The following is a 24487-nucleotide window of genomic DNA, read 5'->3' on the forward strand; positions in this document are numbered from 1 at the left end:
AGTATAGGTCGGCAATGACGGTTTTATTGCAGCCACTACTGCGCTGGCTGTGCGTTCAATCCGCAAGATGTGATCGAGCTTGCCCTGCGGGGCGGGCGACAAGCGGAACGAATTATCCTACAAATGCCCGGTTCACTGAGGGGCTGTCGTTTGCAACGCCCTTTCCCGATAAATCGTGAGGATACGACATGGAATACCGCACTCTCGGCCGTTCCGGGCTGAAGGTTTCGACCCTGACCATGGGCACCATGACATTCGGCGGCGGCGGCGCGTTTTCGGCGGTTGGCAAGACCGACCTCGACGAGGCGCGTCGGATGATCGACCTTTGCATCGATGCCGGCGTCAATGTCATCGACACCGCCAACGTCTATTCGAACGGGGTGTCGGAAGAGATCATCGGCGAGGCGCTCGGCGGCAAGCGCAAGGGCGACGTGTTGATCGCCTCCAAGGCGCGCATGCGGATCGGCAAAGGCCCCAATGATGAAGGCCTGTCGCGCTACCATCTGATCCGCGAATGCGAGAGGAGCCTGAAGCGCCTCAGGACCGATGTCATCGACATCTATTTCCTGCACGAGTGGGATGGCCTGACACCGCTTGAGGAAACCATCGCCGCGCTCGACACGCTGGTCGCGCAGGGCAAGGTCCGTTATGTCGGCTGCTCCAATTATTCCGGCTGGCAAGTTATGAAGGGGCTTGGCATCAGCGACCGTCAGCACCAGCCGCGCTTCGTCACCCAGCAGATCCATTACACGCTGGAAGCGCGCGAGGCCGAGTATGAATTGTTGCCGATCTCGGTCGACCAGGGGCTCGGCGTGCTGGTCTGGAGCCCGCTTGCCGGCGGGTTGCTGTCCGGCAAATACCACCGTGACCAGCCGACCGCCCGCCAGCTCAGCGGCTGGTCGGAACCGCCGATCCGCGACGAGGACCGGCTGTGGCGGATCGTCGACACGCTGATCGATATCGGCAATAACCACGGCGTGTCGCCGGCGCAGGTGGCGCTTGCCTGGCTGCTCGGCCGGCCCGCCGTCAGCTCGCTGGTGATCGGCGGACGAACCGAAGCGCATTTCAAAGACAATATCGCCGCTACAAGCCTGGTGCTTGGCGATGAGGAGCGCACACGCCTCGACGTGGTCAGCAGGCCGCCCGTGCTCTATCCCTACTGGCACCAGCAATTCACGGCAAAGGACCGGTTCGGGCCGGCCGATCTCGTCCTCGACCGCGACGGCGCCTGAAAAGCCGGGCTCTCCGGACTGCGCCGAGATATGGAGCCCGATCGTGCCTTGCGGTGTTGTGTTTGCGGTCCAATGCTCCTAGGCAAAGGCCAAGCACAATGAAAGGAAACGATATGGCACGAGCACCGAACTACGGTCAGGAACGCAAGGAACGCGACCGGCAGAAGGCTGCCAAGAAGGCGGAAAAGCAGGCTGCCAAGGTCGCAGCCAAGGAGCGATCGAAGCCCGAGGGCGAGAGCGAGTCCCAAACCAAAACCGAAACGACCGAGTGATGACGCCCGGCCTGTCAGGCGGTCCGGGCCTCGGTCAAATCCCGCTATGCCTCAGGCGGGCGCCTTGTCGCTGACGAAGACGTTCACTTCACGCGCGGCGGCAATAAAGGCCCGTCTTGCGTTCATGGCCGGCTTGTCGCCGGCCAGCGCATCATGACAGGCTTGCAACGCTTCGCGGTGCTTGGGGCTGCGCTTGCCGGGCCAATTGTTGAGGAGGTAGTCGGAAGCCTCGCGGGCCGTACGCAAGAGCTGATTGCTTCCCGCCGCGCCCTTGACGGTCACGGGTGTGTCAAATCGGTTGTTTTCCATCGCTGCTCTTACGCCATCGGCATTTGCGAAGCGAGACCGAAAGTAGCATTCTTCGCTCATCTGCTCTTTTCGTGATCAATGGCAGCCGATCCTCACTCAAGCGACGACGGCAAATCCCCGGGCGCGCAGGCCGCGCCGGTCGTTGCGCAGCGAGGTCACCAGCCGGTCGCGGCTGCCGATGATATGGGCCGAAAGCAGGCGGGCGGCGCTATCGGCATCGCCGGCCCGCACCGCCGACAGAATGGCATGGTGTTCGGCCCAGGCACGGCCGAGCGCTGCCTCGTCGCGAACCTCGAGCCAGCGGGCGCGCGACAGGCGTGTCATCACGTCGCGAACCGCTCTGAACAGGAACTCGTTGCCGGATAGACGCGCCAACTCGATATGAAAATCCCTGCCGACGCGATGCCATTCCTCGCGCGGCGTCTTGTCGTCGCAAGAATCGAGCATCGCCTCGATGATTTCGACGGCACTTCTGTCCTGCAAGGTGCAAGTTAGTCTGAGTGCCGCGACCTCGACCGCCTCGCGATAGACGGCGATCTGCTCGAGTTCAGCAAGATTGATGGGCGAGACCGTCCAGCCGCGGCCGTCGCGGCAGATCAGGCCTTCAGTCTCGAGCCGCAGCAATGCCGCCCTGACCGGCGTGCGCGATGCACCGAAGCGGCTTTCGACCCAGCGCTCCGTCAGCCGCTCGCCGGGACCGATCTCGAGCCCGAGGATCATCTCGCGAAGCTGCTTTTCGACGTTCTGCATCTGCGACATTGGCGTTCCGTTCAGGTCATTTGTTCCGGCAATCGGGTCACTGGCCGGCGTTGGCCGATCACGCCGGCCTTTGTCGATCATATTTGAGAGGCCCGCATTGACAGCGACGGGGCTTGCGTTCATGACAGATACCAGTTTGGTATCCCAAATTGGTATCCGTAGCAAGTTTCATGCAAGCTGGCCGGACAGGACATGACATGCCGCAAGACGCCGCCCTCGCCATGCAAGGCACGCACAACGTCCACTGGCGCCGCAATCTCGCCGTGTGTTTTGCCGGCTCGTTCAGCACGCTTGTAGCGATGACGCTGCTGTTGCCCTTCCTGCCGCTTTACGTCGAGCAGCTGGGCGCCGAGGGCCATGCGGCGATCGTGCAGTGGTCGGGCATCGCCTACGGCGCCACCTTCCTTGCTGCCGCGCTGGTCGCGCCCCTGTGGGGGCGGCTAGGCGACCGCTACGGCCGCAAACTGATGCTGGTGCGAGCCAGTTTCGGCATGGCGCTGTGTATGTCGCTGACCGGCATGGTGCAGACCGTCTGGCAATTGGTGCTCTTGCGCCTGCTGATCGGCTTTGCCGGCGGCTATTCTTCGGGCTCGACCATCCTGGTTGCCATGCAGACGCCGAAGGATCGCTCCGGCTGGGCGCTGGGCGTGCTGTCGGCCGGAATCACGGCCGGTGCCCTGGTCGGTCCGCTGCTTGGCGGCGCGCTGCCGCCGCTGATTGGCATCCGCGCCACATTCCTGCTCGCCGGCGGCGTCATTTTCCTGGCTTTTCTGGCAACCACCTTGCTGATCAAGGAGGCCCCTCGCCCGGTTGCCGCCAAGGCCGCGTCAGAAGAAAAAGTGAAAGACGGCTGGTCGCAGATTCCCGACAAGCGCCCCGTCGTCGCCATGCTGGCGACCGGCATGCTGTTGAGTTTCGCCACCATGTCGATCGAGCCGATCATCACCGTCTATGTCCAGCAGCTCATCGAAGATCAGAGCCAGGTCACGCTGGTCTCCGGCATCGTCATGTCCGCGGCAGCGCTAGGCGCCATCCTGTCGGCGTCGCGGCTCGGCAAGCTCGCCGACCGTATCGGCCACTGGAACGTCATCGTTGCCGCACTCGCCGTCTCGGCGCTGCTGCTGATCCCGCAGGCCTTCGTTACCCAGGGCTGGCAGCTCGTCGGCCTGCGTTTCCTGATGGGCCTGGCGCTTGGCGGTCTTTTGCCCTGCATCACCAGCGTCATCCGCCACAATGTGCCCGACGGGGTCGGCGGCAACGTGCTGGGCTTGTCGATCTCGGCGCAATATGTCGGGCAGGTCGCCGGACCGTTGCTCGGCGGCTTCGCCGGCGGCCATTTCGGTATGCGCTCGGTGTTTCTCGGCACATCCATTCTGATGGCGGGCGGAGCGGCCTATAACTGGCTGGTCCAGTCGCGCCGCGAACGCGACATGCTGGCGGAAGCCGGCAAATCCTGACACGGTTCGCGGCACTATCTCAGGCGGTCGCCAGGAATCACGGAGGCGTGGAAATGAGCACGGATGAACACGCGGCAGGCGGCCGCATTCTGGTTCTTGCCGGCGGCCTATGCGGCGCAACCGGCGTGGCGCTTTCGGCGGCGGCGGCACATCTCGGCGGCGCTTTCGTCGGTACGGCCGCATCCTTCCTGCTCTTGCATGCGCCGGTCTTCCTTACCGTCGGGCTGCTCGGTGGCAATAGCATCCTGCGAACCGGAAGCCTCATCCTTCTCGTCGGGCTTCTGCTATTCTCGGGAGATCTTTTGGCCCGCGACTTCCTTGGCTCGCGGCTGTTCCCGATGTCGGCGCCGATCGGCGGCACGTTGCTCATCGGCGGCTGGCTGATGATGGCCGCCTCGGCGCTGGTGCGCCCGCGCCGCCATTGATGCGGCAACCAATGGCCGCCGCTGCTCCTTCGCCAGCCGCCCTCGATCCACGAGCTCTGTCTTGCCAGCTCAGTCTCGCGGACGTTCGGGCCGGACTTGGCCATCGCTGTTGGTCGTCTTGACTACACGCCGCCGCTCCGGCCGTTCGGTGGCCGGCGAGATGCCCCAATAATTGCGATAGATGTCTTCGAACAGATGCTTGATCGGGTGCATGGTTTAATCTCCTCTAGTTTTTTGACTCGATCCAATCAGCGGGCACAAAAATAGGCCACCGATCAGCTCCGCTTGCGTCCTACGAGGAAACCCAGGTCGCGAATCCACGGACCGGTCCTGTCTCGCCGCTTCCGGGCCTCCGCGCTCGAACGGATGCTCCAGTCGTTCCGGTAAATGTCCTCGAACAGATAATTGACGGGGTGCATGGCGCTCTCCTATTGTATCGATCCAATCTGGGGGCGAAAAACGCTCTTGGATCGATTCAAAAAATACGCATCGCACCACAAATGTCAAGCAAAAATTTGAATCGATCCAACGAAGGTGTTAGGTAGTCGGGGATACTGTTGGACCGGAGTCCCGGAGACAAACAAATGGCATCACTCACCGAAGGCAGGAGGCCCATCCGGCTGGCGGACATCGCCAAAGCCGCGGGCGTATCACACGGAACTGCCTCCAATGTCTTCAGCCGTCCCGAAATCGTACGCGAGGAAGTCCGCGAGCGGGTCAAGGCGGCGGCCGACGCGCTGGGCTACGCCGGCCCCGATCCAAAGGGCCGCCTGCTGCGCGCCGGCAAGGTCAATGCGATCGGCGTCGCCACAACCGAGCCGCTGTCCTATTTCTTCGACGACCCCTTTGCGCGCGTGATGATGGCCGGCATCTCGGAGGCATGCGACGCCACCGGCGCGGGAATAGCCCTCGTGTCGGCCGGCAACGAGGAAAAACTTGCCTGGAATATCCAGAGCGCCCTGGTCGACGGCTTCATCCTGTTCTGCATCGAGGGCGGTCCGCGCCTCGTCGAGCTGACGCGCGAACGCAAGCTCCCCTTCGTCGCGCTCGAGCTCGGCTCGCAGGACGCCACGGTCTCCGCGATCGGCGTCGACAATGTTGCCGGCGGCCGGCTCGCGGCGCGCCATCTGGCGGAACTTGGACATCGCCGCTTCGCCGTGCTGTCGCTGGCCTTCGCCGACGACAGCACCGGACTTGTCTCGCCCGAGCAGGTCCGGACCGCAGTCTATACAGGAACCCGTGACCGCCTCCTCGGCTATCTCGAAGAGCTTTCCCGGTTCGGCGTCGATACCGCCAAGGTGCCGGTCTACGAGACTGAAAACGATGAGGCCAGCACAAAGGCCGGCCTCGAAACCCTCTTCGCCTCGGCAGAACCGCCGACCGCCATCCTGGCGATGTCGGACCGGGTCGCGATGGAAGCATTGGAATGGCTCAGCGCGCGGGGCATCGCGGTTCCTCGCGATGTTTCCGTCGTCGGCTTCGACGGCGTGCCTGAAGCCGCAATTTGCGAGCCTCCGCTCACCACCATCGCCCAGCCGATCGCCGAGATCGGCCGCCGGGCAGCGCGAAGAATCCTCGACTTCGACGGCACGGTGCGGCGAGAAACGCTCGGCGTCGAACTTGTCGTCAGGGCGTCGTCCGGGCCGCCGCCAGGCACAGGTTGACTGGGCAGATCGGCTCCAAATCTTATCGATTGGCCGCCATCGGACCGATGCCAAAGGATGGACGGACCGGCGGCGCCTCGTTGCGGACCGGCTTGCCCTTGCCGGACCAGCCGATAGCGGACAGCCATTCCAGATAGAAGGCGAGCGCGAACTGCATGGCGATGCCGGCGGCGAGCAGCAGACTGTCATAGGCAAAGCCGCCCGGGTTGACCAGCTTCATCACCTGCGCCGCCATGGCAATCACCGTGCCGGCAATGAAAACCGGCAGCGAGCGTTTGCCCAATATGGCGAGCGGATTGTCGCGGCCGGTGCGGAACAGGTTCGAGACGAAAGGCAAGGCGACGACTAGGTAGCTCATCGCCAGGATGTGCAGCAGCCGCGGCAACGACAGGAACGTCTTGTCGAAACCGGTCAGCACCACCGGCAGGTCGAGCCACGACACATGCCCCCACAGCGGGCTGTGCACCCAGACGAGCGCCGTCAGCACATAGGCGGCGGCCGCGCCGACCAGCCAGCGATTGACAGGGATGGTGCCGCCGCGCCGCACATGCAACACGCTGGCCATGCCGATATTGAACAGCAATTGCCATGACAGCGGATTGAGGAACCAGAAGCCGGGCTCCGGGTAGTTCGGCGGCGCGATCTGGTAGATTCCGGCAATCAGCCAAAGGGCTGCGGATACTGCGAGCGCCGCCAGTGGCCGGTAGCTGATGAACAGCAGGAAGACCGGAGCCATCAACAGCAGCGCCGCATAGACCGGCAGTATGTTGTTGTAACCGAGCTGATGGCCGAGCGTGACGATGCCGACCAGGACTTGTGGCGGGTTCCTGACGAGCGGCTCGATGTTGATCAGCGTCAGAAGATCCGGCCGTTTCGCAAACACCGCCGCCGCGCAGAAGATAGCCATGACCACCATCGTCGTGACGATGTGGGTGACATAGAGCACACCGGCGCGGCGCCACATTTTCAGTGTTGCAATCAGCCGGTTTCCCGGCTGGAACTTAGTGCCGTAGGCGAGAGCGACGGACATGCCGGAGATCAGCACGAAGGCCTCGGCCGCATCCGAAAACCCGAAATTCTTGTAGGTCAGGGTTTCGAAAACGGTGCCAGGCACGTGGTCGACGAATATGGTCAGGAGGGCGAGAGCCCGGAACACATCAATACGCGTATCGCGTTCCGGCGAAACTGGCATGGTCATCGATAAAAGGCCTTAAAGCTGGTTGTTCATGCCCGGCATGCGATCCCTCGGGCGACCACCCGGCGCACACTGCTTCGATCCCCCCGCGGGGATTATATCGGCAAAGAAACGGACTGAAATGCGCCCGGTTCAATCAACTTTCGCGGAGCTTGAAAATATTCCGTTTTGAAGCCGGCAAATTAACGAAAGTAACGCGGAATCAAAAGGATGTGACTATGGCCGAGCAAAGCCTCGAAGACGGTATTTTGCAGGAGAATTCAGGCTTTTCCTACCGGCTCCATCGATCCGCCAATTTACCCGGTGACTGGCTGTTCCTGTTGCATGGATCGGGTGTCGACGAGACGACCTTGCTGCCGCTTGGTCGGCAAATCGCGCCGCATGCGGCGCTGGTTACGGTCCGTGGCCGCATCCCTCAGGAGGACGGTTTCCGCTGGTTCACGCGAATCACCCCGACGCGATTCGAGCAGGCAAGTATCCGCGCGGAGGCAGATGCGTTTGCAAGCTTCGTCGCCGGCGTCGCGAAGCGCCACAGCCTCGATCTCCGCCGCGCGACCTTTCTCGGCTATTCGAACGGCGCCAATCTGGTTTCAAGCGTCATGCCGCTGCATCCGGGCCTCATCGAGCGCGCTGCATTGCTGCGCCCCATGCCGGTGCTCGACGAGGTGCCGCCGGCCGACCTGTCGAAGGCGCGGGCTCTGATCGTCGCCGGCGCCGCCGACCTGACCTACGCGCCTTTCGCCCCCGTGTTGGCCGCTCTACTGAGCTCGCATGGCGCCAAGGTCGAGACCCACACCATTGCCTCCGGCCATGAAATCGGCGACGCGGATGCTGAAATCGTCAGGCAGTGGCTGGCGGGGTCAGGCAACCGCTGAACGAGCGGATTGAGCGCACGCACAACGCGGGCCCGACCATCGAATGTCAGTGTGCGGCGGGCTGGAATAGCTCGATCGCATTGCCGGACGGGTCTTCGAGCAGGGTCTGCGAGCCGCCGACGCCGTTGATGATATCGTTGCGGAAGGCGAGCCCGGCGCCCTTCAGGCGCGCAACCTCTTGCTTCAGATCCGGCACCACCAGCAGGATGCGGTTCCACCCTCCCGGCACCGGCCGGCGGCCATCCGGCATCGCCCGTGCGCCCGAGCTCTCCGGCCCGCTCAGCAGAAGCCGCAGATCGCCGCGCGTGACCGAGCAGAAAGCCGGCCGCGCATCCCGTTCAATGGCAAAGCCCAGATGCTTCACGTAGAAATCGATGGAAGCGGCGACATCGTCGACAATATAGCGAACACTGACGGGCGTCATGACCGGGGACCTTTCAGTTTGAGTAGAACGTTTTATTAAAGGCTGCTCATCATCGGCAACGCCCCGGCAGCACTACGACGCCGCCGACACACTATGACCGTCGGTTCGCCAGGGGATCAGGGCAAGCAGACCAGCACTGCCGACCACGGCGAAGACAGCGCCGTAGATGAACACCGCCTCATGGCTTACACGATCCCAGAGCTGTCCGGCGACAACGCTTGCCGCGAGTTCCAGCAGGCCGACCGTGGTGCTGTACCAGCCGATGCCGCTGGCACGCAGCTCTTGCGGCACGAAGTCCGAGGCGAATGCCTTGCCGACTGAGCGGAAGATGCCTTGATAGAACCCGTAGAAGGCAAAAAGCAGCCCGATCAGATAGATGTTCCGGGTCAAGACGAAGCCGAGATAGGCGATCAGGAAGATGACGAAGGACGACAGTAACACGCCCTTGCGGCCGAAGCGGTCCGATAGAAAGCCGGCCGGGTAGGAAATCAGCGCCGCAACGAGATTGAAGCCTGCATAGATAAGAATGGTTGCCTCCAAAGAGGCACCGATATCCTGTGTTTGCAGAATCAGAAACGCATTGCTCGAATTGCCGATGCCGAAGAGAGCTGTCACCAAGAGATAGGTCCAATAGGCTTTGGGAAACTGCCGCAGATTGATGTCGATCTTGGCCTTTGCGGCTACGGCCAGTGGCTGCTCGTGCACCAACACCACCATGAGGAAGGCGAGGAGACCGGGAATGAGCGCGAGATAGAAGATCCAGCGGATATCGACTTTGAGCGCGATGAGAAGCAGCACCGCGAGCAGTGGCCCCAGAAACGCTCCCAGATTGTCGCCAATGCCTTCTAGGCCGAATGCTTTGCCTCGGTGCTCGTCGGCCACGGACGAAGCAAGGAGCGCGTCGCGCGGAGCGGACCGGAAACCTGCACCGAGCCGATCCACAAACCGCGCGCCCAGGACCATCGGCCACACTGTGGCCACGCCGATCAGCGGTTTGGCGAAAGAGGCCAGAAAATAGCCAATGAGGGCTATCGGTTTCCGCTTCTGAAGCCTGTCCGAGAGCCAGCCCGAAAAACCTTGCACGATGTTCTGCGTCGCCTGGGCGATTCCGTCGACCAGACCGACGACGCTCCCGCTTGCGTGCAGGGTCTGGGTTAGGAAGATCGGCAGGATCGGATAAAGCATCTCGGTCGAAATGTCGGCAAACAGGCTCGCCAGCGCCAGAAGCACCGTATTTCGGGAAATCCAGGCGAAGGTTTTCCTTGGCGCTGGCCCAGTCATTGCTTTGCCCTGTTCGGCAATCCGTTTGGCTGAAACGCAACGGCTACCATGTCGGTTGCAATGCGCCACTGCTGAGTGTCCTGCCCCCATCCCGAAGGTCCGCGCAGCAAAACCGATGCCCAAGCGGTCCTTCGATTCGGGATCATGGTCTACCCTCGCCCCATGCGGTTCCAGGCGTCCAGCCCGGCGATCTTGTAGGCTTCGGCCAGCGTCGGATAGTTGAAGGTGTTGTTGACGAAGAAGTCGACGGTGCCGCCGAGATTGATGACCGCCTGGCCAATGTGGATGAGTTCGGTCGCGCCCTCGCCGACAATATGGGCGCCGAGCAGACGGCGTGTTTCGATCGAGAACAGAAGCTTCAGGAAGCCGGTGTTGACGCCCATGATGTGGCCGCGCGATGTCTCGCGAAACCGCGCCACGCCGACCTCGTAGGCAGCACCGCTCTCGCGCACCTGCTCCTCGGATTGCCCGACGGTGGAGATTTCCGGCACGGCGTAGATGCCGTAGGGAAAGGTTTCGGGCGGCGGCGGCAAGGGCACGCCGAAGGCATGGCAGGCGGCCACCCTGCCCTGCTCCATCGAGGTCGAGGCCAGGCTCGGAAAACCGATGACGTCGCCGGCGGCATAGATGTTGGACGCGCTGGTCTGGAAGGTCTGCGGATCGACCTTGATGCGGCCCCTGGGATCGGCATCAATGCCGACCGTTTCCAAGCCCAGGCTGCCGACATTGCCGGTACGCCCTGCAGCATAAAGCACGATCTCGGAACGTATGGTGCGGCCGTCGGCCAGCATCACCTCGGCGTAATCGGGTTTCGAGGCGATCTCCTTGACGGCACTGCCCAAGCGGATGGTCATGCCGCGGTCGCGCATCTGATGGATGAAGTCGTCGACGATCTCGCGGTCGACAAAATCCAACATCGTATTGCGTGGCTCGACCAGCGTCACCGGCACGTCGAGCGCCGAAAAGATCGTCGCATACTCGACACCGATAACACCGGCGCCGATCACCGTCAGCGTGCGCGGCAGGCGATCGAGCTCCAGCATCTCATCACTGTCGAAAATCCGTGTTTTGTCGAACGGCACGTCGTGCGGCCGGTGCGGCCGGGTGCCGACCGCGATCAGCGCATGGGCGAAGCCAACCTCGCTGTAGTCGCCGGTGTCGGTGGTCAGGCTGACCTTGTTGGCGCCGAGGAATTTTGCCGCGGCGCGCGCGCTCTTGACCGTGTTGCGCATGAACTGATGCTGCAGCACCTCGACCTCATGGTCGAGCGTCTTGTGCAGGCGCTCGACCAGATCGCCGACCGAAATGTCCTGCTTGACGCGGTAGCCGCGTCCATAAAAGCCGCGCTCACGCCAGCCGGAGAGGTTGAGCACCGTCTCGCGCAAAGTCTTCGACGGTATGGTGCCGGTATGCACCGACACGCCGCCGAGACGCCGGCCTCTGTCGACCACCAGCACCGACTTGCCGAGCTTGGCCGACTGCACCGCGGCGCGGCGCCCGGATGGGCCGCTGCCGATGACCAGCATGTCGTAGTCCATGTCGCCCCGTCCCCTCGGCTCGGCGCGCTTTGTTGCGCCGCAGCAAACTAACGCCATCCGCGCCGTGAATTCAACAAGTCAGACGGCCCCAGGCACTCCGTCACCATCTACACGGCGGCGAAAGGCTCGATCTTGATTCCGCCGCGAACCTTCACCATTTCACCAAGAAGCGGCCCCGTGCATTAACCCGGGTTCGATTACGAGGAAATGACATGAACGCTCGCGTTCTCGACGGCGAAATCATCACCAGCAGGCTCGAAGATGTCCGCGCCTATGAGGGCGTGCGCACGCGGCGCATTCTCGCCTTTGTCATCGATTATTTCATCGTCGCGCTGCTCACCATACCATTCGCGATCCTGGTGTTCCTGTTCGGGCTGTTGACGCTCGGCCTCGGCTGGATGCTGTTTTCCATTCTCGTGCCGGCCGTCGCCATCCTCTACATCTGGAACACGCTCGGCAGTAAAGACCAGGCCACCACCGGCATGAAGATGATGGGCATCCGGCTCGACCGGCTCGACGGCAGCCGCATCGACGGGCTGACCGCCGTCGTGCATTCGGTGCTGTTTTGGGCCGGCAATGTCATCCTTTCGCCGCTGGTCCTGCTGGTGAGCCTGTTTTCCGACCGCAAGCGCACGCTGCACGACCTGCTGCTCGGCACCGTCGTCAGCCGCAGCGGCCGCTGAGCAGACTTTTGAAGCGCGGCCGCAGCCTTTGCGCACAAATGTGAAGACGTCCAATCAACCAGGCTTTCACAATCCTGTTGAATTTTTCGGCGTCCGCGCCAAAGGTAGAGCGATTCGCAGGAGTGTTTCCAAGGCTCGATGACGCAGCACCCGACCCAGTCGCCGCAGTTCTTTCTGACCGCGCCCTCGCCATGTCCCTATCTCGAGGGCCAGTTCGAGCGCAAGGTGTTCACACACCTGGTCGGCGACAAGGCCCCCGAGATGAACGATCTGTTGACGCAGGGCGGTTTCAGGCGGTCGCAGAACATCGCCTACAGGCCGGCCTGCGAGACCTGCCGCGCCTGTGTGTCGGTGCGCATCCTGGCGCAGGAATTCACCGCCAGCCGCAACTTGAAACGGGTCATACAGCATAATTCGGATCTGGTCGGCGCCATGCACGACGCCGAACCCTCCACCGAACAGTATTCGCTGTTCCGCAGCTATCTCGACGCCCGCCACCGCCGTGGCGGCATGTCAGACATGACCGTGCTCGACTACGCCATGATGGTCGAGGATACCCATGTCGACACCAAGGTCATCGAATACCGTCGCCGCGGACCTGACAGCTTCATCACCGGCAAGGGCCAGGGCGAGCTGATCGCCGTGGCGCTCACAGACAAGATGGCCGATGGCCTGTCGATGGTCTATTCCTACTTCAACCCGGACTTCGAGGACCGTTCGCTCGGCACCTTCATGATCCTCGACCACATCGCCCGCGCCAGGGCGATGGGCCTGCCCCATGTCTACCTGGGTTACTGGGTCAACGGCTCGCGCAAGATGAATTATAAGATGCGCTTCCAGCCGCAGGAGCATCTCGGCCCGAAAGGCTGGGAACGCTACAATCACGAAGCGGTTTCGCGCTGATCTTCGCTTTCGGTATTCACTCTTAAGTTGTTTCGAGGAGGATGCCGCTGGGCTTCCGGCCGATCGGCTGGAAAACCGGGCGGTCAATTTTGCGCCTCCAAGCCTACGCGAGAATTGCCGCATGTCTTCCCACAACGACCACCAGAGAGGCCTTCTGATCACCGCCATCGGCGGGCTGACGCTGACCGTCGACATTCCGCTGATCCGGCTCGCCGACGGCGAGGCGTGGACGATCCTGCTGTTGCGCACCGGCACGACCTTCGTCGCCACGCTTATCATCTGGGCCGCCTGGCGCTCGCTGAGCGCAAAGGCACCGCAGCTTGTGCCGGGCTGGTCAGGGCTCATCGTTGCCGGCCTCTACGGGCTCGGCTCGATCGCCTTCATCACCGGTGTCTACAATACCTCGACAGCCAACCTCGTTTTCATCCTGGCGTTCACAACCATGTTCGCGGCCCTTTTGTCATGGCTGTTCCTGAAGGAGAGGCCACGGCCCCTGACGCTTGCAGCGCTGGCACTGATGATCGTCGGGGTGACGATCATTGTCGGCGATTCCGTTGGAACCGGACATCTCTTCGGCGACCTGATGGCGCTTTGCTCGGCTTTCATGATCGCCGCGGCCATCACCATCTCGCGCGCCAGCGGCAAGGATATGGGCTTCACGGCGCTGATCGGAGTGGTCCTGCCGCTGGCCGTCGCCACCCTGATGGTTTCCAAGGTGGGTTTTCACGTCAACGCGCCATGGTGGATCGTCTTCAACGGTGCCGTCATCATGCCGATCTCGTTCTTCTGCCTCGCCAACGGCCCGAAATACATCTCCGGGCCGTAGGTGGCGATGTTCTACCTGCTTGAAACCGTGCTGGCGCCGGTCTGGGTGTGGATGATCTTCGCCGAAACACCGTCGCGCAACAGCCTGATCGGCGGCGCGATCCTCATCATGACCTTGATCGGCCATTCGCTCTGGCAGTTGCACGAGGGGCGCAAGCGCCGCGCCACGTTCGCCGTCAGTCACCCGGCCTGATTCTTTTTCGCGGCGGCGCGTCCGGCGACAATTTCGATCTGCGGCGGTGCGTCATCGTGCTCCGCCGGTTCGGCGGCAGCGAGCTCATCGGTCAGTTCCACTTCGCGCAGCCATTCGCGCCAGATTGCGACCAGCAGGGCCATCAGCACCGGGCCGATGAACAGGCCGAGAAAGCCCATTGTCTTGACGCCGCCAATCAGGCCGAAAAAGGTTGGCAGGAAGGGCAGCTTTATCGGCCCGCCGACCAGCTTCGGGCGCAATGTCTTGTCGACGATGAAGAGTTCGACCGCGCCCCAGATGAACAGCGCCAGCCCCGCCATCGGCGAGCCGCTGGCGGCGAGATAGATCGACACCAGCGTGAAGGACAGCGGTGCGCCGCCGGGAATCAGCGCCATGATGCCGGTCAGCGCGCCGAGCGTCACCGGCGACGGCACGCCGGCCAACCAGTAAGCGATACCCAGCACCAGCCCTTCGCCGATGGCGATAACGGTCATGCCGGTCACCGTCGAGGAGATTGTCGCAGGCACCACGCGTGAGATCCGTTCCCATCTGGCCGGCAGGATGCGTTCGCCGAGGCGATCGACCTGTCCGGCGAAATGCTCGCCGTCGCGATAGGCGAAGAACAGCGCGATCATCATGAATAGCAGCGTCAGCAAAAGGCCGAAGGCGCTGCCGCCGGCGGCAAGCACGCCGCGATAGATGCTGCCGATATTGGCGCCACTGATCAGCTGGATCAGTTCGCCGATACCGCCGGGGTGGCCAACGTTGACCGTCCATTGTTCATTGAGCCATTCGCCCACCACGGGCATGGTGGCGATCCAGTGCGGCGTCGGCGCACCGTAGCGGTTGGTCTCTATCGCCCAGTTGACCCACTCGCGCACCTCATTGATGGCGTAGGTGCCGGCAAGCGCGATCGGCACCACCAGGAAGGTCAGGATGAACAAGATCGCAAGCGTCGCAGCGATGGTGCGGTTGCCGCCGACGCCGGCGAGCAGCCGCCGATAGAGCGGCCAACTGGCGAAGGCGATCACCAGGGCGGCAAGGACCGGAAACAGGAAGCCGTGGAAGAAATAAACGCCGGCGGCAACGATCAGCACCAGGAGCCAGCGCGCCGCCGACAGCGGCGGAATGACAGCGGCCCTGAGCGGCGTCGACAGGCCAAACAGACGCTGCTGCCGCTCCGGCTTCTGGATCCTGACTTCCTTCAAGCGGCTACCTCTCCCTGGCCCATCGTATCGCTTATGCCCTGATATAGTGCAGCAATCGTGACGACATTCCAAATGTTTGGGTGGAGCTGCTAATCTCCCCCCTTGAGGGGGAGATGGCCGGCAGGCCAGAGGGGGTCGCCGCGCGTGAGACGCCAGTCTCCTCTGTCTGCGATAAGGGTCGCGTCTGGACGTTCCGACCCCCTCTGTCGCCTTCGGCGACATCTCCCCCTCAAGGGGGGAGATTACCGCTTCACCCGAACTTGCCCGTGCGCGGAAAGCCCTTCGGCACCATGCGACCGGCCGAGGCACGGGCGCCGATCCATTCGGCAAGCTCGTCACGCGATTTGGTGAAGGTGCGGTCTGCCGAATCCTGCCAGGACAGGCCGCTTGCGAGCGTGAAGGTCTTGAGGTCGAGGACGCCGCCATCCTTGTATTTCTGCAGGCGCACGCCCTTGCCGCGCCCCATCTCCGGGATCTCGGCCAGCGGGAATACCAGCATCTTGCGGTTCTCGCCGACAATGGCGAGATGGTCGCCGGCGACGCTCACGCAGCGTTGGGCTTCGTCGGGCGCCTTGACGTTCATCACCTGCTTGCCCTTGCGGGTGTTGGCGACGACTTCTTCTTCCGGCACGACGAACCCGTTGCCGTCATGCGAAACCAGCAGCAGCTTGCGCTTGGGATCGTGGATGAAGGCGGTGACGATGTCCTGGTCGTTGTCCATGTCGACGATGATGCGGATCGGCTCGCCATGGCCGCGCCCACCCGGCAGCCGGTCGGCGCCGATCGTGTAGAACTTGCCGCCGGTGGTGAAGACCAACACCTTGTCGGTCGTCTGGGCATGGAAGGCGAGCTTGAGGCTGTCGCCTTCCTTGAAAGTCAGGGTCGAATAATCGGTCAGATGACCTTTCATGGCCCTCAGCCAGCCCTTTTCCGAAACGACGACAGTGACCGGCTCGCGCTCGATCATGGCATGGGCGATATCGGTCAGGTCATGTTCGGGCGCATCGGCGAACTCGGTCCGGCGCTTGCCGATCTCGGTCTCCGGTCCGAATTTCTCACGGATGCTGGCGACTTCCCACTTGATCGTCGCCCACTGTTTGGCGTCGGATGCGAGCAATGCCTCGATCTGCTTCTTCTCGCCGCTCAGGCCGTTGAATTCCTCACGGATCTCGAATTCCTCGAGCTTGCGCAGCGCCCTCAGCCGCATGTTGAGGATGGCTTCGGCCTGGGTGTCGGTGAGTGACCAGCGCGCCATCATCACCTGCTTGGGCTCGTCCTCCTCGCGGATGATCCTGATCACCTCGTCGATGTTGAGGTAGGCGATCAGATAGCCGGCGAGGATCTCCAGCCGCCTCTCGATCTCGCCGAGACGGTGCTTGGAGCGGCGGATCAAGACGTCGCGGCGGTGCTCAAGCCACTCCTTGAGCACGCCTTTCAGCGACAGCACGTTCGGCACCTTGCCGCGCGACAACACGTTCATGTTGAGCGGAAAGCGGCTTTCGAGCTCGGTCAGCTTGAACAGCGATTCCATCATGATGCCGGGATCGACCGAGCGGCTCTTCGGCACCAGCACGACGCGGATGTCCTCGGCGCTCTCGTCGCGGATATCCTCGAGCAGCGGCAGCTTGCGCGCCATCAAGAGCTCGGCGATCTTTTCGATCAGCCTGGCCTTCTGGACGCCGTAAGGGATTTCGGTGACGACTATGTTCCAGGTGCCCCTGCCCTGGTCCTCCTGGCTCCATTTCGCCCTGACGCGAAAGCCGCCGCGACCCGTTTCGTAGGCTTCGAGGATCGAGGCTCGGCTGTCGACGATGATGCCGCCGGTCGGGAAATCCGGACCTTGCACGAAATCCATCAGCTTGGTGACGGGCGCATCCGGATGATCGATCAGGTGAAGCGCGGCATCGCAAAGCTCGGCCGCATTGTGCGGCGGGATCGAGGTCGCCATGCCGACGGCGATGCCGGACGAGCCGTTGGCGAGCAGGTTCGGGAAGGCGCCGGGCAACACGGCCGGCTCCTCGTCTTCCTCGTTGTAGGTCGGGCGGAAATCGACGGCGTCCTCGGTGATGCCTTCCAAAAGCAGCGTCGACACTTCGGTCATGCGCGCTTCGGTGTAGCGCATGGCGGCGGCGTTATCGCCGTCGATATTGCCGAAATTGCCCTGCCCGTCGACCAGCGGGTAGCGCATCGAAAAATCCTGCGCCAACCGCACCAACGCGTCGTAGATCGACTGGTCACCGTGCGGATGGAATTTGCCCATCACCTCGCCGACAATGCGGGCGCATTTGGCAAAGCCCTGGTCGGGGTTAAGCCGCAACAGGCGCATGGCATGCATGATGCGACGATGCACCGGCTTCAGCCCGTCGCGCACGTCTGGCAGTGCCCGGTGCATGATGGTCGACAGCGCGTAGGCGAGATAGCGCTCTTCCAGCGCCTTCTTCAGATCGACCGGCTCAATATTGTCGCCGCCGCCACTCTCGGGCGGCAAAAGCCTTTTTCCCATGGGCTGGCACTAGCCGAGCGGGTGATTCGCGGCAAGAGGCACCGGTATGCATCCTCCTAAAGCGAGTCGCATTCGACCGGCCCCATGCGACGCTTTAGGTCCTTGTTTTGATACATGCCGTTATCGCAAAACCCGCTGCACACTTTTGCGCGACATCCATTATGCAACAGGAATTGGAAGCGTCACGACGCCGGCCAACATCAACCCGTTACATCCTGCTTCTATCGCAAGGCTGATGGATCGGGTTTGCCTTTGGCCGCGATTTTCGACCATTGTGCCGAGGCCCGCCTTTTTCCGGTCCAGTTCGTCACCGAATGGTGACGACGCGACGATTTGAAAAGAATTTCAGGACACTCTCAGGGGAGCTCTCGATGACGATCAGACACTCGACACTTATTAAAAGACTGGCTTTTTCGACCTTTTTGCTGACGCTGCCGCTGAATGCGGCATTCGCGCAGGATACCGCGGTTGCCGACCGGCTGAAGGCTGCCCTCGCCGCCCAGGGCGTCGACCTCTCCTGGACCGGAGTAACCGGCGACACCTCCAGCATGGTTCTGCAAGGCGTAGCTGTCAAACCGGCGGCCGAAAAGGAGGCGCTCAAGATCGGCGACGTCAAGCTCGAAGGCGTGACCGAAGCCAATGGCGGCTATCAAATCGCGACGGTATCGACTTCGCCGTTCGAACACAGCGAAGATGGCGTCACGCTCAATCTCAGCCCTTTCGTCATCCACGACATGACGGTTCCGGCCGAAGGCGCAACCGGTCCGCTGGGCTCGCTGATGATGTACAAATCGGCCGAGCTCGACAACATGACAGTCAAAGTGGCTGACAAAACTGCTTTCTCGATGGACGGGCTTGCCATCGCAATCACGCCGCCGGCCGACGGCAAGGCCATGGCGTTTTCCGGCACTACGGAAAAATTCGCTGCCGACCTGACCCTGGTCGAAGATCCGAAGTCCAAGGAAGTCATCAACGCGCTCGGCTACCAGAACATAACAGGCAATCTTGAGATGGAAGGCACCTGGCAGCCTACCGACGGCAGGATGGACTTGTCGAAATACGAAATATCGGTCGACAATGCCGGCACGCTCGGCATGACCTTCGAACTCGGCGGCTACACGCTGGACGTCATCAAATCACTGCAGGAGATGCAGAAGAAGATGGCGGCGCAGGCCGAAGGCGCCAACAATTCGGCGCAAGGCATGGCCATGCTCGGGCTGCTGCAGCAGCTTTCGTTCAACAGCGCCTCGATCCGCTTCGATGACGATTCCCTGACCAAAAAGGTGCTCGATTATGCCGGCAAGCAGCAAGGCATGTCCGGCAAGGACATCGCCAACCAGGCCAAGGCGATCGTGCCCTTCGGCATGGCGCAGCTCAACAATCCGGAACTGACCGCGCAGGTTTCGGCCGCGGTCAACAAATTCCTCGACGACCCGCAAAGCATCGAGGTCTCGGCCGAGCCGCCGGCAGCGGTGCCGTTCGCGCTGATCATGGCGGGCGCCATGTCCAACCCGCTCGACCTGCCGAAAACGCTCGGCGTGACGGTTACGGCGAACGAAAACTGACCGAGCTTTCAAGCAAAAGCCCGGCAGCGATGCCGGGCTTTTTTATGAATCCACAGGACCGGTTCGGAGCGTTTCCTAAACCTCTTTCTTCGTCGCCACGACGCGCAGCGACAATTCGCGAAGCTGCTGCGGGCTGGCTTCCGACGGCGCGTTCATCAACAGGTCGTAGGCCTGCTGGTTCATCGGGAACATGGTCACTTCGCGCAGGTTCCTGGCGCCGACCAGAAGCATGACGACACGGTCGATGCCGGCCGCCATGCCGCCATGCGGCGGCGCGCCATACTGGAAGGCGCGATAAAGGCCGCCGAAGCGCTCTTCGACGGTCGCGCGGTCCAGCCCGACGGTTTCGAACGCCTTGACCATGGTTTCGGGCAGATGGTTGCGGATGCCGCCGGAGGCGATCTCGAAACCGTTACAGACCATGTCGTACTGGAATGCCTTGATGCCGAGCAGATCCTCGCCGTTAAGCGCATCGATGCCGCCTTGCGGCATCGAGAAAGGATTGTGCGCGAAATCGATCTTCTTCTCCTCCTCGTTCCATTCGAAGAACGGGAAGTCGACGATCCAGCACAATTCGAAGCGGTCGCGGTCGACAAGATTGAGCTCCTCGCCGGCGCGGATGCGCGCCGCTCCCGCGAAGGAGACGAATTTCTTCGGATCGCCGGCGACGAAGAAGGCGGCATCGCCATCGGCAAGGCCGAGTTGTTGTCGGATCGCGTCGGTGCGCTCCTCGCCGATGTTCTTGGCCAGCGGCCCGGCGCCTTCGAGCTTCTCGCCCTCCTTGCGCCAGAAGATGTAGCCGAGGCCGGGCTGGCCCTCGCCTTGCGCCCATGAGTTCATGCGGTCGCAGAAGGCGCGCGACCCGCCGGTCTTGGCCGGAATGGCCCAGACCTCGGCCTTCGGATCGTGGGCAAGGATGTTGGCAAATACCTTGAAGCCAGAGTCGCGAAAATGATCCGAGACGGCCTGCATCTCGATCGGGTTGCGCAGGTCCGGCTTGTCGGTGCCGTATTTGCGCATGGCGACATCATAGGCGATGCGCGGAAACTTCTCCGTCACCGGCTTGCCGGCGGCAAAGGTCTCGAACACCCCCCGCATCACCGGCTCCATGGTGGTGAACACATCCTCCTGCTCGACGAAGCTCATCTCCACGTCGAGCTGGTAGAATTCACCCGGCAGACGGTCGGCGCGCGGGTCCTCGTCGCGGAAGCAGGGCGCAATCTGGAAGTAGCGGTCGAAGCCGGACACCATGATCAGCTGCTTATATATCTGCGGTGCCTGCGGCAGCGCGTAGAAAGTGCCGGGGTGGATGCGCGACGGCACCAGGAAGTCGCGCGCCCCTTCCGGCGACGAGGCGGTCAGGATCGGCGTCGAGAATTCGGTGAAGCCCACGTCGCCCATCAGCTTGCGCATCTCGGCGATGATTTTCGTCCGCGCGACGATGTTCTTGTGCAGCGTGTCGCGGCGCAGGTCGAGAAAGCGGTATTTGAGGCGGATGTCCTCCGGATAATCCGGCTCGCCGAAGACCGGCAGCGGCAATTCCTTGGCCGCCGACAGCACCTCGATCTCGCGGGCGAAGATTTCGATCTCGCCGGTCGGCAAATTGGGATTCACGGTGTCGGCGAGGCGCGCCTTGACCTCGCCGTCGACGCGGACGACCCATTCGCCGCGCAGGGTCTCGGCGATCTTGAAGGCCGGCGAATCCGGGTCGGCAACGATCTGGGTCAGGCCGTAATGGTCGCGCAAATCGATGAACAGCAGGCCGCCATGGTCGCGCACGCGATGCACCCAACCCGACAGGCGAACGGCGAAGCCGACGTCGCTTTTCCTCAACTGGGCACAGGTGTGGCTGCGGTAACGATGCATTGTCATTCTTAAAGTCCGGATGTTGGGTTGCGGCCGAGGCATGATGGCCCAGCCTGAAAATTTGCGCGAAAAGCACATGAGAGGGTGCATTTGTCAAGGCAAGCGGCAGCCGGGTCGAGTTCGCGTTCTTCCCGCCCCTATCCCACCGGCATCAATTTGTGCTCGAGGCGTCAATCTGAGTTCGCTGCTCTGTGCCGGCAGTTCAACTATGCACTCACCCCTTGACCCCGCCCGCGGTGAGGCCGGAGATGATCTTGCGCTGGAAGATCAGGACAAGGATGACGAGCGGCACGGTGACGATCACAGATGCGGCCATGATGTTGCCCCACGGGATCTCGAATTGAGAGCTGCCGGAGAGCAGGGCGATGGCGACCGGCACGGTTCGCTGCTCGTTGCTGGAGGTAAACGTCAGGGCAAACAGGAACTCGTTCCAAGCACCGATGAAGGCGAGTAGCCCGGTGGTCGCCAGCGCCGGCCACATCAGCGGCAGGAAGACGCGGCTGATGATGATCCAGGGCGTGGCGCCATCGAGGATCGCCGCTTCCTCCAGTTCGATCGGCAGGTCGCGAACGAAGGCGGTGAGCACCCAGACGGTGAACGGCAAGGTGAAGATCATGTAGGACAAGATCAGCGCGAACGGCGAATTGTAGAGGCCGAAGGTGCGGATCAGCTCGAAAAGACCGGCAAGCACCGCCAATTGCGGGAACATCGAAACGGACAGGATAGTGAGGAGCAGAGCCGAGCGGCCGCGGAAGCGGATGCGCGCCAGCGCATAGGCAGCGGTGACGCCCAGGAACAGCGAAATGACGACAACGGCGCTCGAAATGAATAGCGAGTTCACGAGGTTGCGCAGGAAGGTCCCCTCGGTGAAAACGGTCTTGTAATTGCTGAAGGTAATCGTCTTCGGCCAATAATCGATCTGGAAGAGCGCCGTCCCGGATTTCAGGCTGGTGATGATGGCGTAGTAGAACGGGAACACCGCGACGACGACGATAACGGCGACGAGGAGATAGAAAGCCGTGCGCTTGACGATCCACATGGTCAGTAGTCCCCCATGATCAATAGTCCTTGTCCAGTCTTATCCGGCCGAGCCAAAGAACGAGCATGGTCAGCAGAGCGAGGATAAGGAAGAGAAGCGTCGAGGCGGCGGAACCGGAAGCGAACTTGTCGAACTCAAACAGGCTCTCGCGGGCAAACACCGACATCGACTTGGTGTGTATGTTGTTTGGCGTAAGCACGTAGATCAGGTCGAAGATGCGCAGGGCATCGAGACCGCGAAAGATCATGGCCACCATCAACGCCGGTCGGATGAGCGGCAAGGTGATCTTCCAGAAAATTCTCCACGCGCCGACGCCGTCGAGCTTGGCGACCTCGTAGATTTCTTGTGGAAGCATCTGGAGGCCGGCGAGAATGAGAAGCGCCATGAAGGGGGTCGCCTTCCAGATGTCGACAACAAGGACGGCGACCATCGCCGTGTCGGCGCTGGCCGTCCAGGCGATCTTGGTGCTGATCAGGCCGAGCTTGAGCAGGACGTCGTTGATGATGCCGAACTGGTCGTTGAGCATCCACTGCCACATTTTAGCCGAGACGATCGTCGGGATGGCCCAAGGGATGAGAATCGCGGCGCGTACGATGCCGCGGCCGCGAAACTTGGCGTTGAGCACCAGCGCGACGATCATGCCGAGCACCGTCTCGCAGGTCACCGAAATCACAGCGAAGCGCACCGTGTTCCAGACGGCGCGCCACCAGACCGGATCGGCGAGCAGCCCGTCATAGACGACGCGGCCGCTCGGCATTTGCAGGACGGAGAAATAGTTGGCGAAGCCAACCCAGCGGCGGGCTTCGAGGTCGGCGAGCGAGGCATCGGTGAAGCCGAAATAGATCGTGCGCATCAACGGCCAGCCGGCAACGGCGGCGAGCACGATGAGCATCGGAGCAAGCAGCAGCCATGCCGAGCGCACACGCTGACGCGCCAGCAGCGAGCCTGAGCGCGGCGAGGTCACCAGGCGGTGCCCTTGAGCCTGGTCAAGGAGAACTCCAGATCGGCAAGGTTGTCGGCGGCCGTGCCCTCGCCGGACATGGTGTTGTGGACGGCGGTCCAGAACTCGCTCGATGCCTCATTGTACCTGGTCTTGGCCTGGGCCGAGGGACGCGGCACCGCGTTGAGGACGACTTCCTTCCAGCGCGGAATGACCGGCTGCGCGCCGGCGATGTCGGCATCGTCATAGAGTGCCTGGATGGTCGGCAGATATGCCCCCTTCAAGGCGCGGTACTTCTGCATCTGAGGCGAGGCGATCCATTTGACCAGCTCGATCGCTGCATCCGGGTTCTTCGAATATTTGGAAACCGCGAGATTCCAGCCGCCAAGCGTTGCTGCCGGGCGCGCGCCCTCACCCGACCCCGGCGGCAGCGTGGTCACCTTGAACTTGCCTTTGATGGGGGAGCTTTCGCTGTTGCCAAGCGCGTAGGCGTAGGGCCAGTTGCGCATGAAGACGGCGTTGCCGGTCTGCCAGACGCCGCGCGACTCTTCTTCCTGGTAGGCCAGAACGCCGGGCGGCGAGATGGTTCCCACCCAGCTCCTCGCCATTTCCAGCGCCGCGGCTGCTTGCGGATTGTTGATGGAGATCGTGCCGTCCGGCTCGATAATCTGGCCGCCGCCGTTCGACTTCACCCATTCGAGTGCATCGCAGGTCAGCCCCTCATAGGCGTTGCCTTGGAAAACGAAACCCCACATGTCCTTGTTGCCGGCCGCGCGCTCCTTGTCCATGACAAGCTTGGCGGTATCGGCAAGTTCAGCCCAGCTGGCCGGGACCCTGGCGCCGTATTTGTCGAGGAGATCCTTGCGGTAGTAGAGCGCCGGAGCGTCGGTGAATATCGGCAAGGCGACGAGCTTGCCGTCCACGGTCTGCGATTTGATGATCGATGGGAAATGGGCGCCAACGACATCCTTGGTCGCTTCGGTCAGGTCGATGAACTGCCTTGCAAGCTGGGGGGCCCAGATGATGTCCGTTTGATAGACGTCGACGTCGCTGCTTCCGGCGGCAAGCCAGAGCCGGTATTGGCCAAACTGGTCCGTCGCCGAGGGAGGCAGCGGAACGACGCTAACCTTGTTGCCGGTCTTTTTCTCGTATTGATCGAGGATCTCGCGAAGGATTCTCTGGCCGTTGCCGGTATCTCCGGACACCATGGCGAGGTCGACTGCCCGCGCCGGCCCGGCCGCCAGAACTGCGGCCACGGCAAATGCCGCAAATGCGGAATGAAATTTCATGATGGCGGACCTCCCTTTGGAGCTTCAGGCCGGGCAGCAGAA

At 62.3% G+C, this 24487-nt stretch carries 22 protein-coding genes and 1 pseudogene; 10 read left to right on the forward strand and 13 right to left on the reverse strand.

Translation table 11 applies throughout. The annotated features are described in order from the left end of the window. Window positions 1–188: 188 nt before the first annotated feature. Together NKJ32_RS14220 and NKJ32_RS14225 are read left to right on the forward strand one after the other, a co-directional pair. Window positions 189–1232, forward strand: coding sequence for an aldo/keto reductase (locus tag NKJ32_RS14220; protein ID WP_352755193.1), 1044 nt, complete (start codon window positions 189–191; stop codon window positions 1230–1232). Between the two features lie 113 nt (window positions 1233–1345). After that, window positions 1346–1504 (forward strand): hypothetical protein, encoded by a 159-nt coding sequence (locus tag NKJ32_RS14225; RefSeq protein ID WP_352449291.1) that lies wholly within the window; start codon window positions 1346–1348, stop codon window positions 1502–1504. Between the two features lie 51 nt (window positions 1505–1555). On the opposite strand, the gene NKJ32_RS14230 is transcribed toward NKJ32_RS14225, so the two are convergent. Together NKJ32_RS14230 and NKJ32_RS14235 are read right to left on the reverse strand one after the other, a co-directional pair. Next, entirely contained in the window at window positions 1556–1813 is a 258-nt protein-coding gene (locus NKJ32_RS14230) for a DUF982 domain-containing protein (RefSeq protein ID WP_023674477.1), read from the reverse strand. A gap of 96 nt (window positions 1814–1909) precedes the next feature. Beyond that, on the reverse strand, window positions 1910–2572 hold the full coding sequence (locus NKJ32_RS14235) for a GntR family transcriptional regulator (RefSeq protein ID WP_352571474.1): 663 nt from the start codon (window positions 2570–2572) through the stop codon (window positions 1910–1912). A gap of 197 nt (window positions 2573–2769) precedes the next feature. Between NKJ32_RS14235 and NKJ32_RS14240 the strand changes: the two genes are divergently transcribed. Both NKJ32_RS14240 and NKJ32_RS14245 read left to right on the forward strand, forming a co-directional pair. After that, entirely contained in the window at window positions 2770–4029 is a 1260-nt protein-coding gene (locus tag NKJ32_RS14240; RefSeq protein ID WP_023674475.1) for a multidrug efflux MFS transporter, read from the forward strand. Between the two features lie 53 nt (window positions 4030–4082). Next, window positions 4083–4454 (forward strand): DUF423 domain-containing protein, encoded by a 372-nt coding sequence (locus tag NKJ32_RS14245; protein WP_023674474.1) that lies wholly within the window; start codon window positions 4083–4085, stop codon window positions 4452–4454. A gap of 69 nt (window positions 4455–4523) precedes the next feature. Here NKJ32_RS14245 and NKJ32_RS14250 read toward each other — a convergent pair whose 3' ends face one another. Next, entirely contained in the window at window positions 4524–4667 is a 144-nt protein-coding gene (locus tag NKJ32_RS14250; RefSeq protein WP_023674473.1) for a hypothetical protein, read from the reverse strand. Window positions 4668–5038: 371 nt separating this feature from the next. Here NKJ32_RS14250 and NKJ32_RS14255 point away from each other — a divergent pair, with 371 nt between their 5' ends. Next, complete coding sequence (locus tag NKJ32_RS14255; protein ID WP_352755189.1) at window positions 5039–6118, forward strand: LacI family DNA-binding transcriptional regulator; 1080 nt, start codon at window positions 5039–5041, stop codon at window positions 6116–6118. Between the two features lie 22 nt (window positions 6119–6140). Here NKJ32_RS14255 and NKJ32_RS14260 read toward each other — a convergent pair whose 3' ends face one another. Beyond that, a complete protein-coding gene (locus NKJ32_RS14260; RefSeq protein ID WP_023674470.1) occupies window positions 6141–7316 on the reverse strand; it encodes an OpgC family protein in 1176 nt (391 codons plus the stop codon). A 215-nt stretch (window positions 7317–7531) separates the two neighbouring features. Here NKJ32_RS14260 and NKJ32_RS14265 point away from each other — a divergent pair, with 215 nt between their 5' ends. Further along, on the forward strand, window positions 7532–8188 hold the full coding sequence (locus tag NKJ32_RS14265) for an alpha/beta hydrolase (RefSeq protein ID WP_352755187.1): 657 nt from the start codon (window positions 7532–7534) through the stop codon (window positions 8186–8188). A 46-nt stretch (window positions 8189–8234) separates the two neighbouring features. Here NKJ32_RS14265 and NKJ32_RS14270 read toward each other — a convergent pair whose 3' ends face one another. The 3 genes from NKJ32_RS14270 to sthA all read right to left on the reverse strand — a co-directional run bounded on the left by NKJ32_RS14270 (window position 8235) and on the right by sthA (window position 11431). Continuing rightward, complete coding sequence (locus NKJ32_RS14270; RefSeq protein ID WP_352636849.1) at window positions 8235–8612, reverse strand: VOC family protein; 378 nt, start codon at window positions 8610–8612, stop codon at window positions 8235–8237. 72 nt (window positions 8613–8684) lie between these two features. Then, the gene (locus NKJ32_RS14275) at window positions 8685–9893 is read right to left on the reverse strand and encodes an MFS transporter (RefSeq protein ID WP_352827887.1); all 1209 of its coding nucleotides are present in this window, start codon (window positions 9891–9893) and stop codon (window positions 8685–8687) included. Between the two features lie 149 nt (window positions 9894–10042). Then, window positions 10043–11431: a Si-specific NAD(P)(+) transhydrogenase gene (gene sthA / locus NKJ32_RS14280; protein ID WP_352827888.1), complete on the reverse strand. Its 1389-nt coding sequence runs from the start codon at window positions 11429–11431 to the stop codon at window positions 10043–10045. Between the two features lie 212 nt (window positions 11432–11643). Between sthA and NKJ32_RS14285 the strand changes: the two genes are divergently transcribed. The 3 genes and pseudogenes from NKJ32_RS14285 (at window position 11644) to NKJ32_RS14295 (ending at window position 14035) form a co-directional block, all read left to right on the forward strand. Next, on the forward strand, window positions 11644–12114 hold the full coding sequence (locus tag NKJ32_RS14285; RefSeq protein ID WP_023674465.1) for an RDD family protein: 471 nt from the start codon (window positions 11644–11646) through the stop codon (window positions 12112–12114). A 138-nt stretch (window positions 12115–12252) separates the two neighbouring features. Continuing rightward, entirely contained in the window at window positions 12253–13017 is a 765-nt protein-coding gene (locus tag NKJ32_RS14290; protein WP_352456566.1) for an arginyltransferase, read from the forward strand. Window positions 13018–13138: 121 nt separating this feature from the next. Next, window positions 13139–14035: pseudogene (locus tag NKJ32_RS14295) on the forward strand (DMT family transporter). Here the strand turns inward: NKJ32_RS14295 and NKJ32_RS14300 are convergent. Both NKJ32_RS14300 and parC read right to left on the reverse strand, forming a co-directional pair. After that, window positions 14023–15243, reverse strand: coding sequence for an AI-2E family transporter (locus NKJ32_RS14300; protein WP_352621043.1), 1221 nt, complete (start codon window positions 15241–15243; stop codon window positions 14023–14025). The pseudogene NKJ32_RS14295 and the gene NKJ32_RS14300 sit on opposite strands and share 13 nt — an antisense overlap. Before the next feature lie 250 nt (window positions 15244–15493). Beyond that, entirely contained in the window at window positions 15494–17746 is a 2253-nt protein-coding gene (parC, locus tag NKJ32_RS14305; RefSeq protein ID WP_352755183.1) for a DNA topoisomerase IV subunit A, read from the reverse strand. A 371-nt stretch (window positions 17747–18117) separates the two neighbouring features. Here parC and NKJ32_RS14310 point away from each other — a divergent pair, with 371 nt between their 5' ends. After that, the gene (locus NKJ32_RS14310) at window positions 18118–19311 is read left to right on the forward strand and encodes an aq_1923 C-terminal domain (protein WP_352755181.1); all 1194 of its coding nucleotides are present in this window, start codon (window positions 18118–18120) and stop codon (window positions 19309–19311) included. Between the two features lie 75 nt (window positions 19312–19386). On the opposite strand, the gene aspS is transcribed toward NKJ32_RS14310, so the two are convergent. From aspS to NKJ32_RS14330, 4 genes are all read right to left on the reverse strand, one after another. Further along, a complete protein-coding gene (gene aspS, locus NKJ32_RS14315) occupies window positions 19387–21177 on the reverse strand; it encodes an aspartate--tRNA ligase (protein ID WP_352827924.1) in 1791 nt (596 codons plus the stop codon). A 214-nt stretch (window positions 21178–21391) separates the two neighbouring features. Then, window positions 21392–22216 (reverse strand): carbohydrate ABC transporter permease, encoded by an 825-nt coding sequence (locus NKJ32_RS14320; RefSeq protein WP_352458566.1) that lies wholly within the window; start codon window positions 22214–22216, stop codon window positions 21392–21394. A 19-nt stretch (window positions 22217–22235) separates the two neighbouring features. After that, a complete protein-coding gene (locus NKJ32_RS14325) occupies window positions 22236–23108 on the reverse strand; it encodes a carbohydrate ABC transporter permease (protein WP_352449432.1) in 873 nt (290 codons plus the stop codon). A 68-nt stretch (window positions 23109–23176) separates the two neighbouring features. Beyond that, the gene (locus tag NKJ32_RS14330; RefSeq protein WP_352458565.1) at window positions 23177–24445 is read right to left on the reverse strand and encodes an ABC transporter substrate-binding protein; all 1269 of its coding nucleotides are present in this window, start codon (window positions 24443–24445) and stop codon (window positions 23177–23179) included. Window positions 24446–24487: the final 42 nt, after the last annotated feature.

This window comes from Mesorhizobium sp. M0159 (assembly GCF_040322295.1).
In the GTDB taxonomy this organism is placed as follows: domain Bacteria; phylum Pseudomonadota; class Alphaproteobacteria; order Rhizobiales; family Rhizobiaceae; genus Mesorhizobium.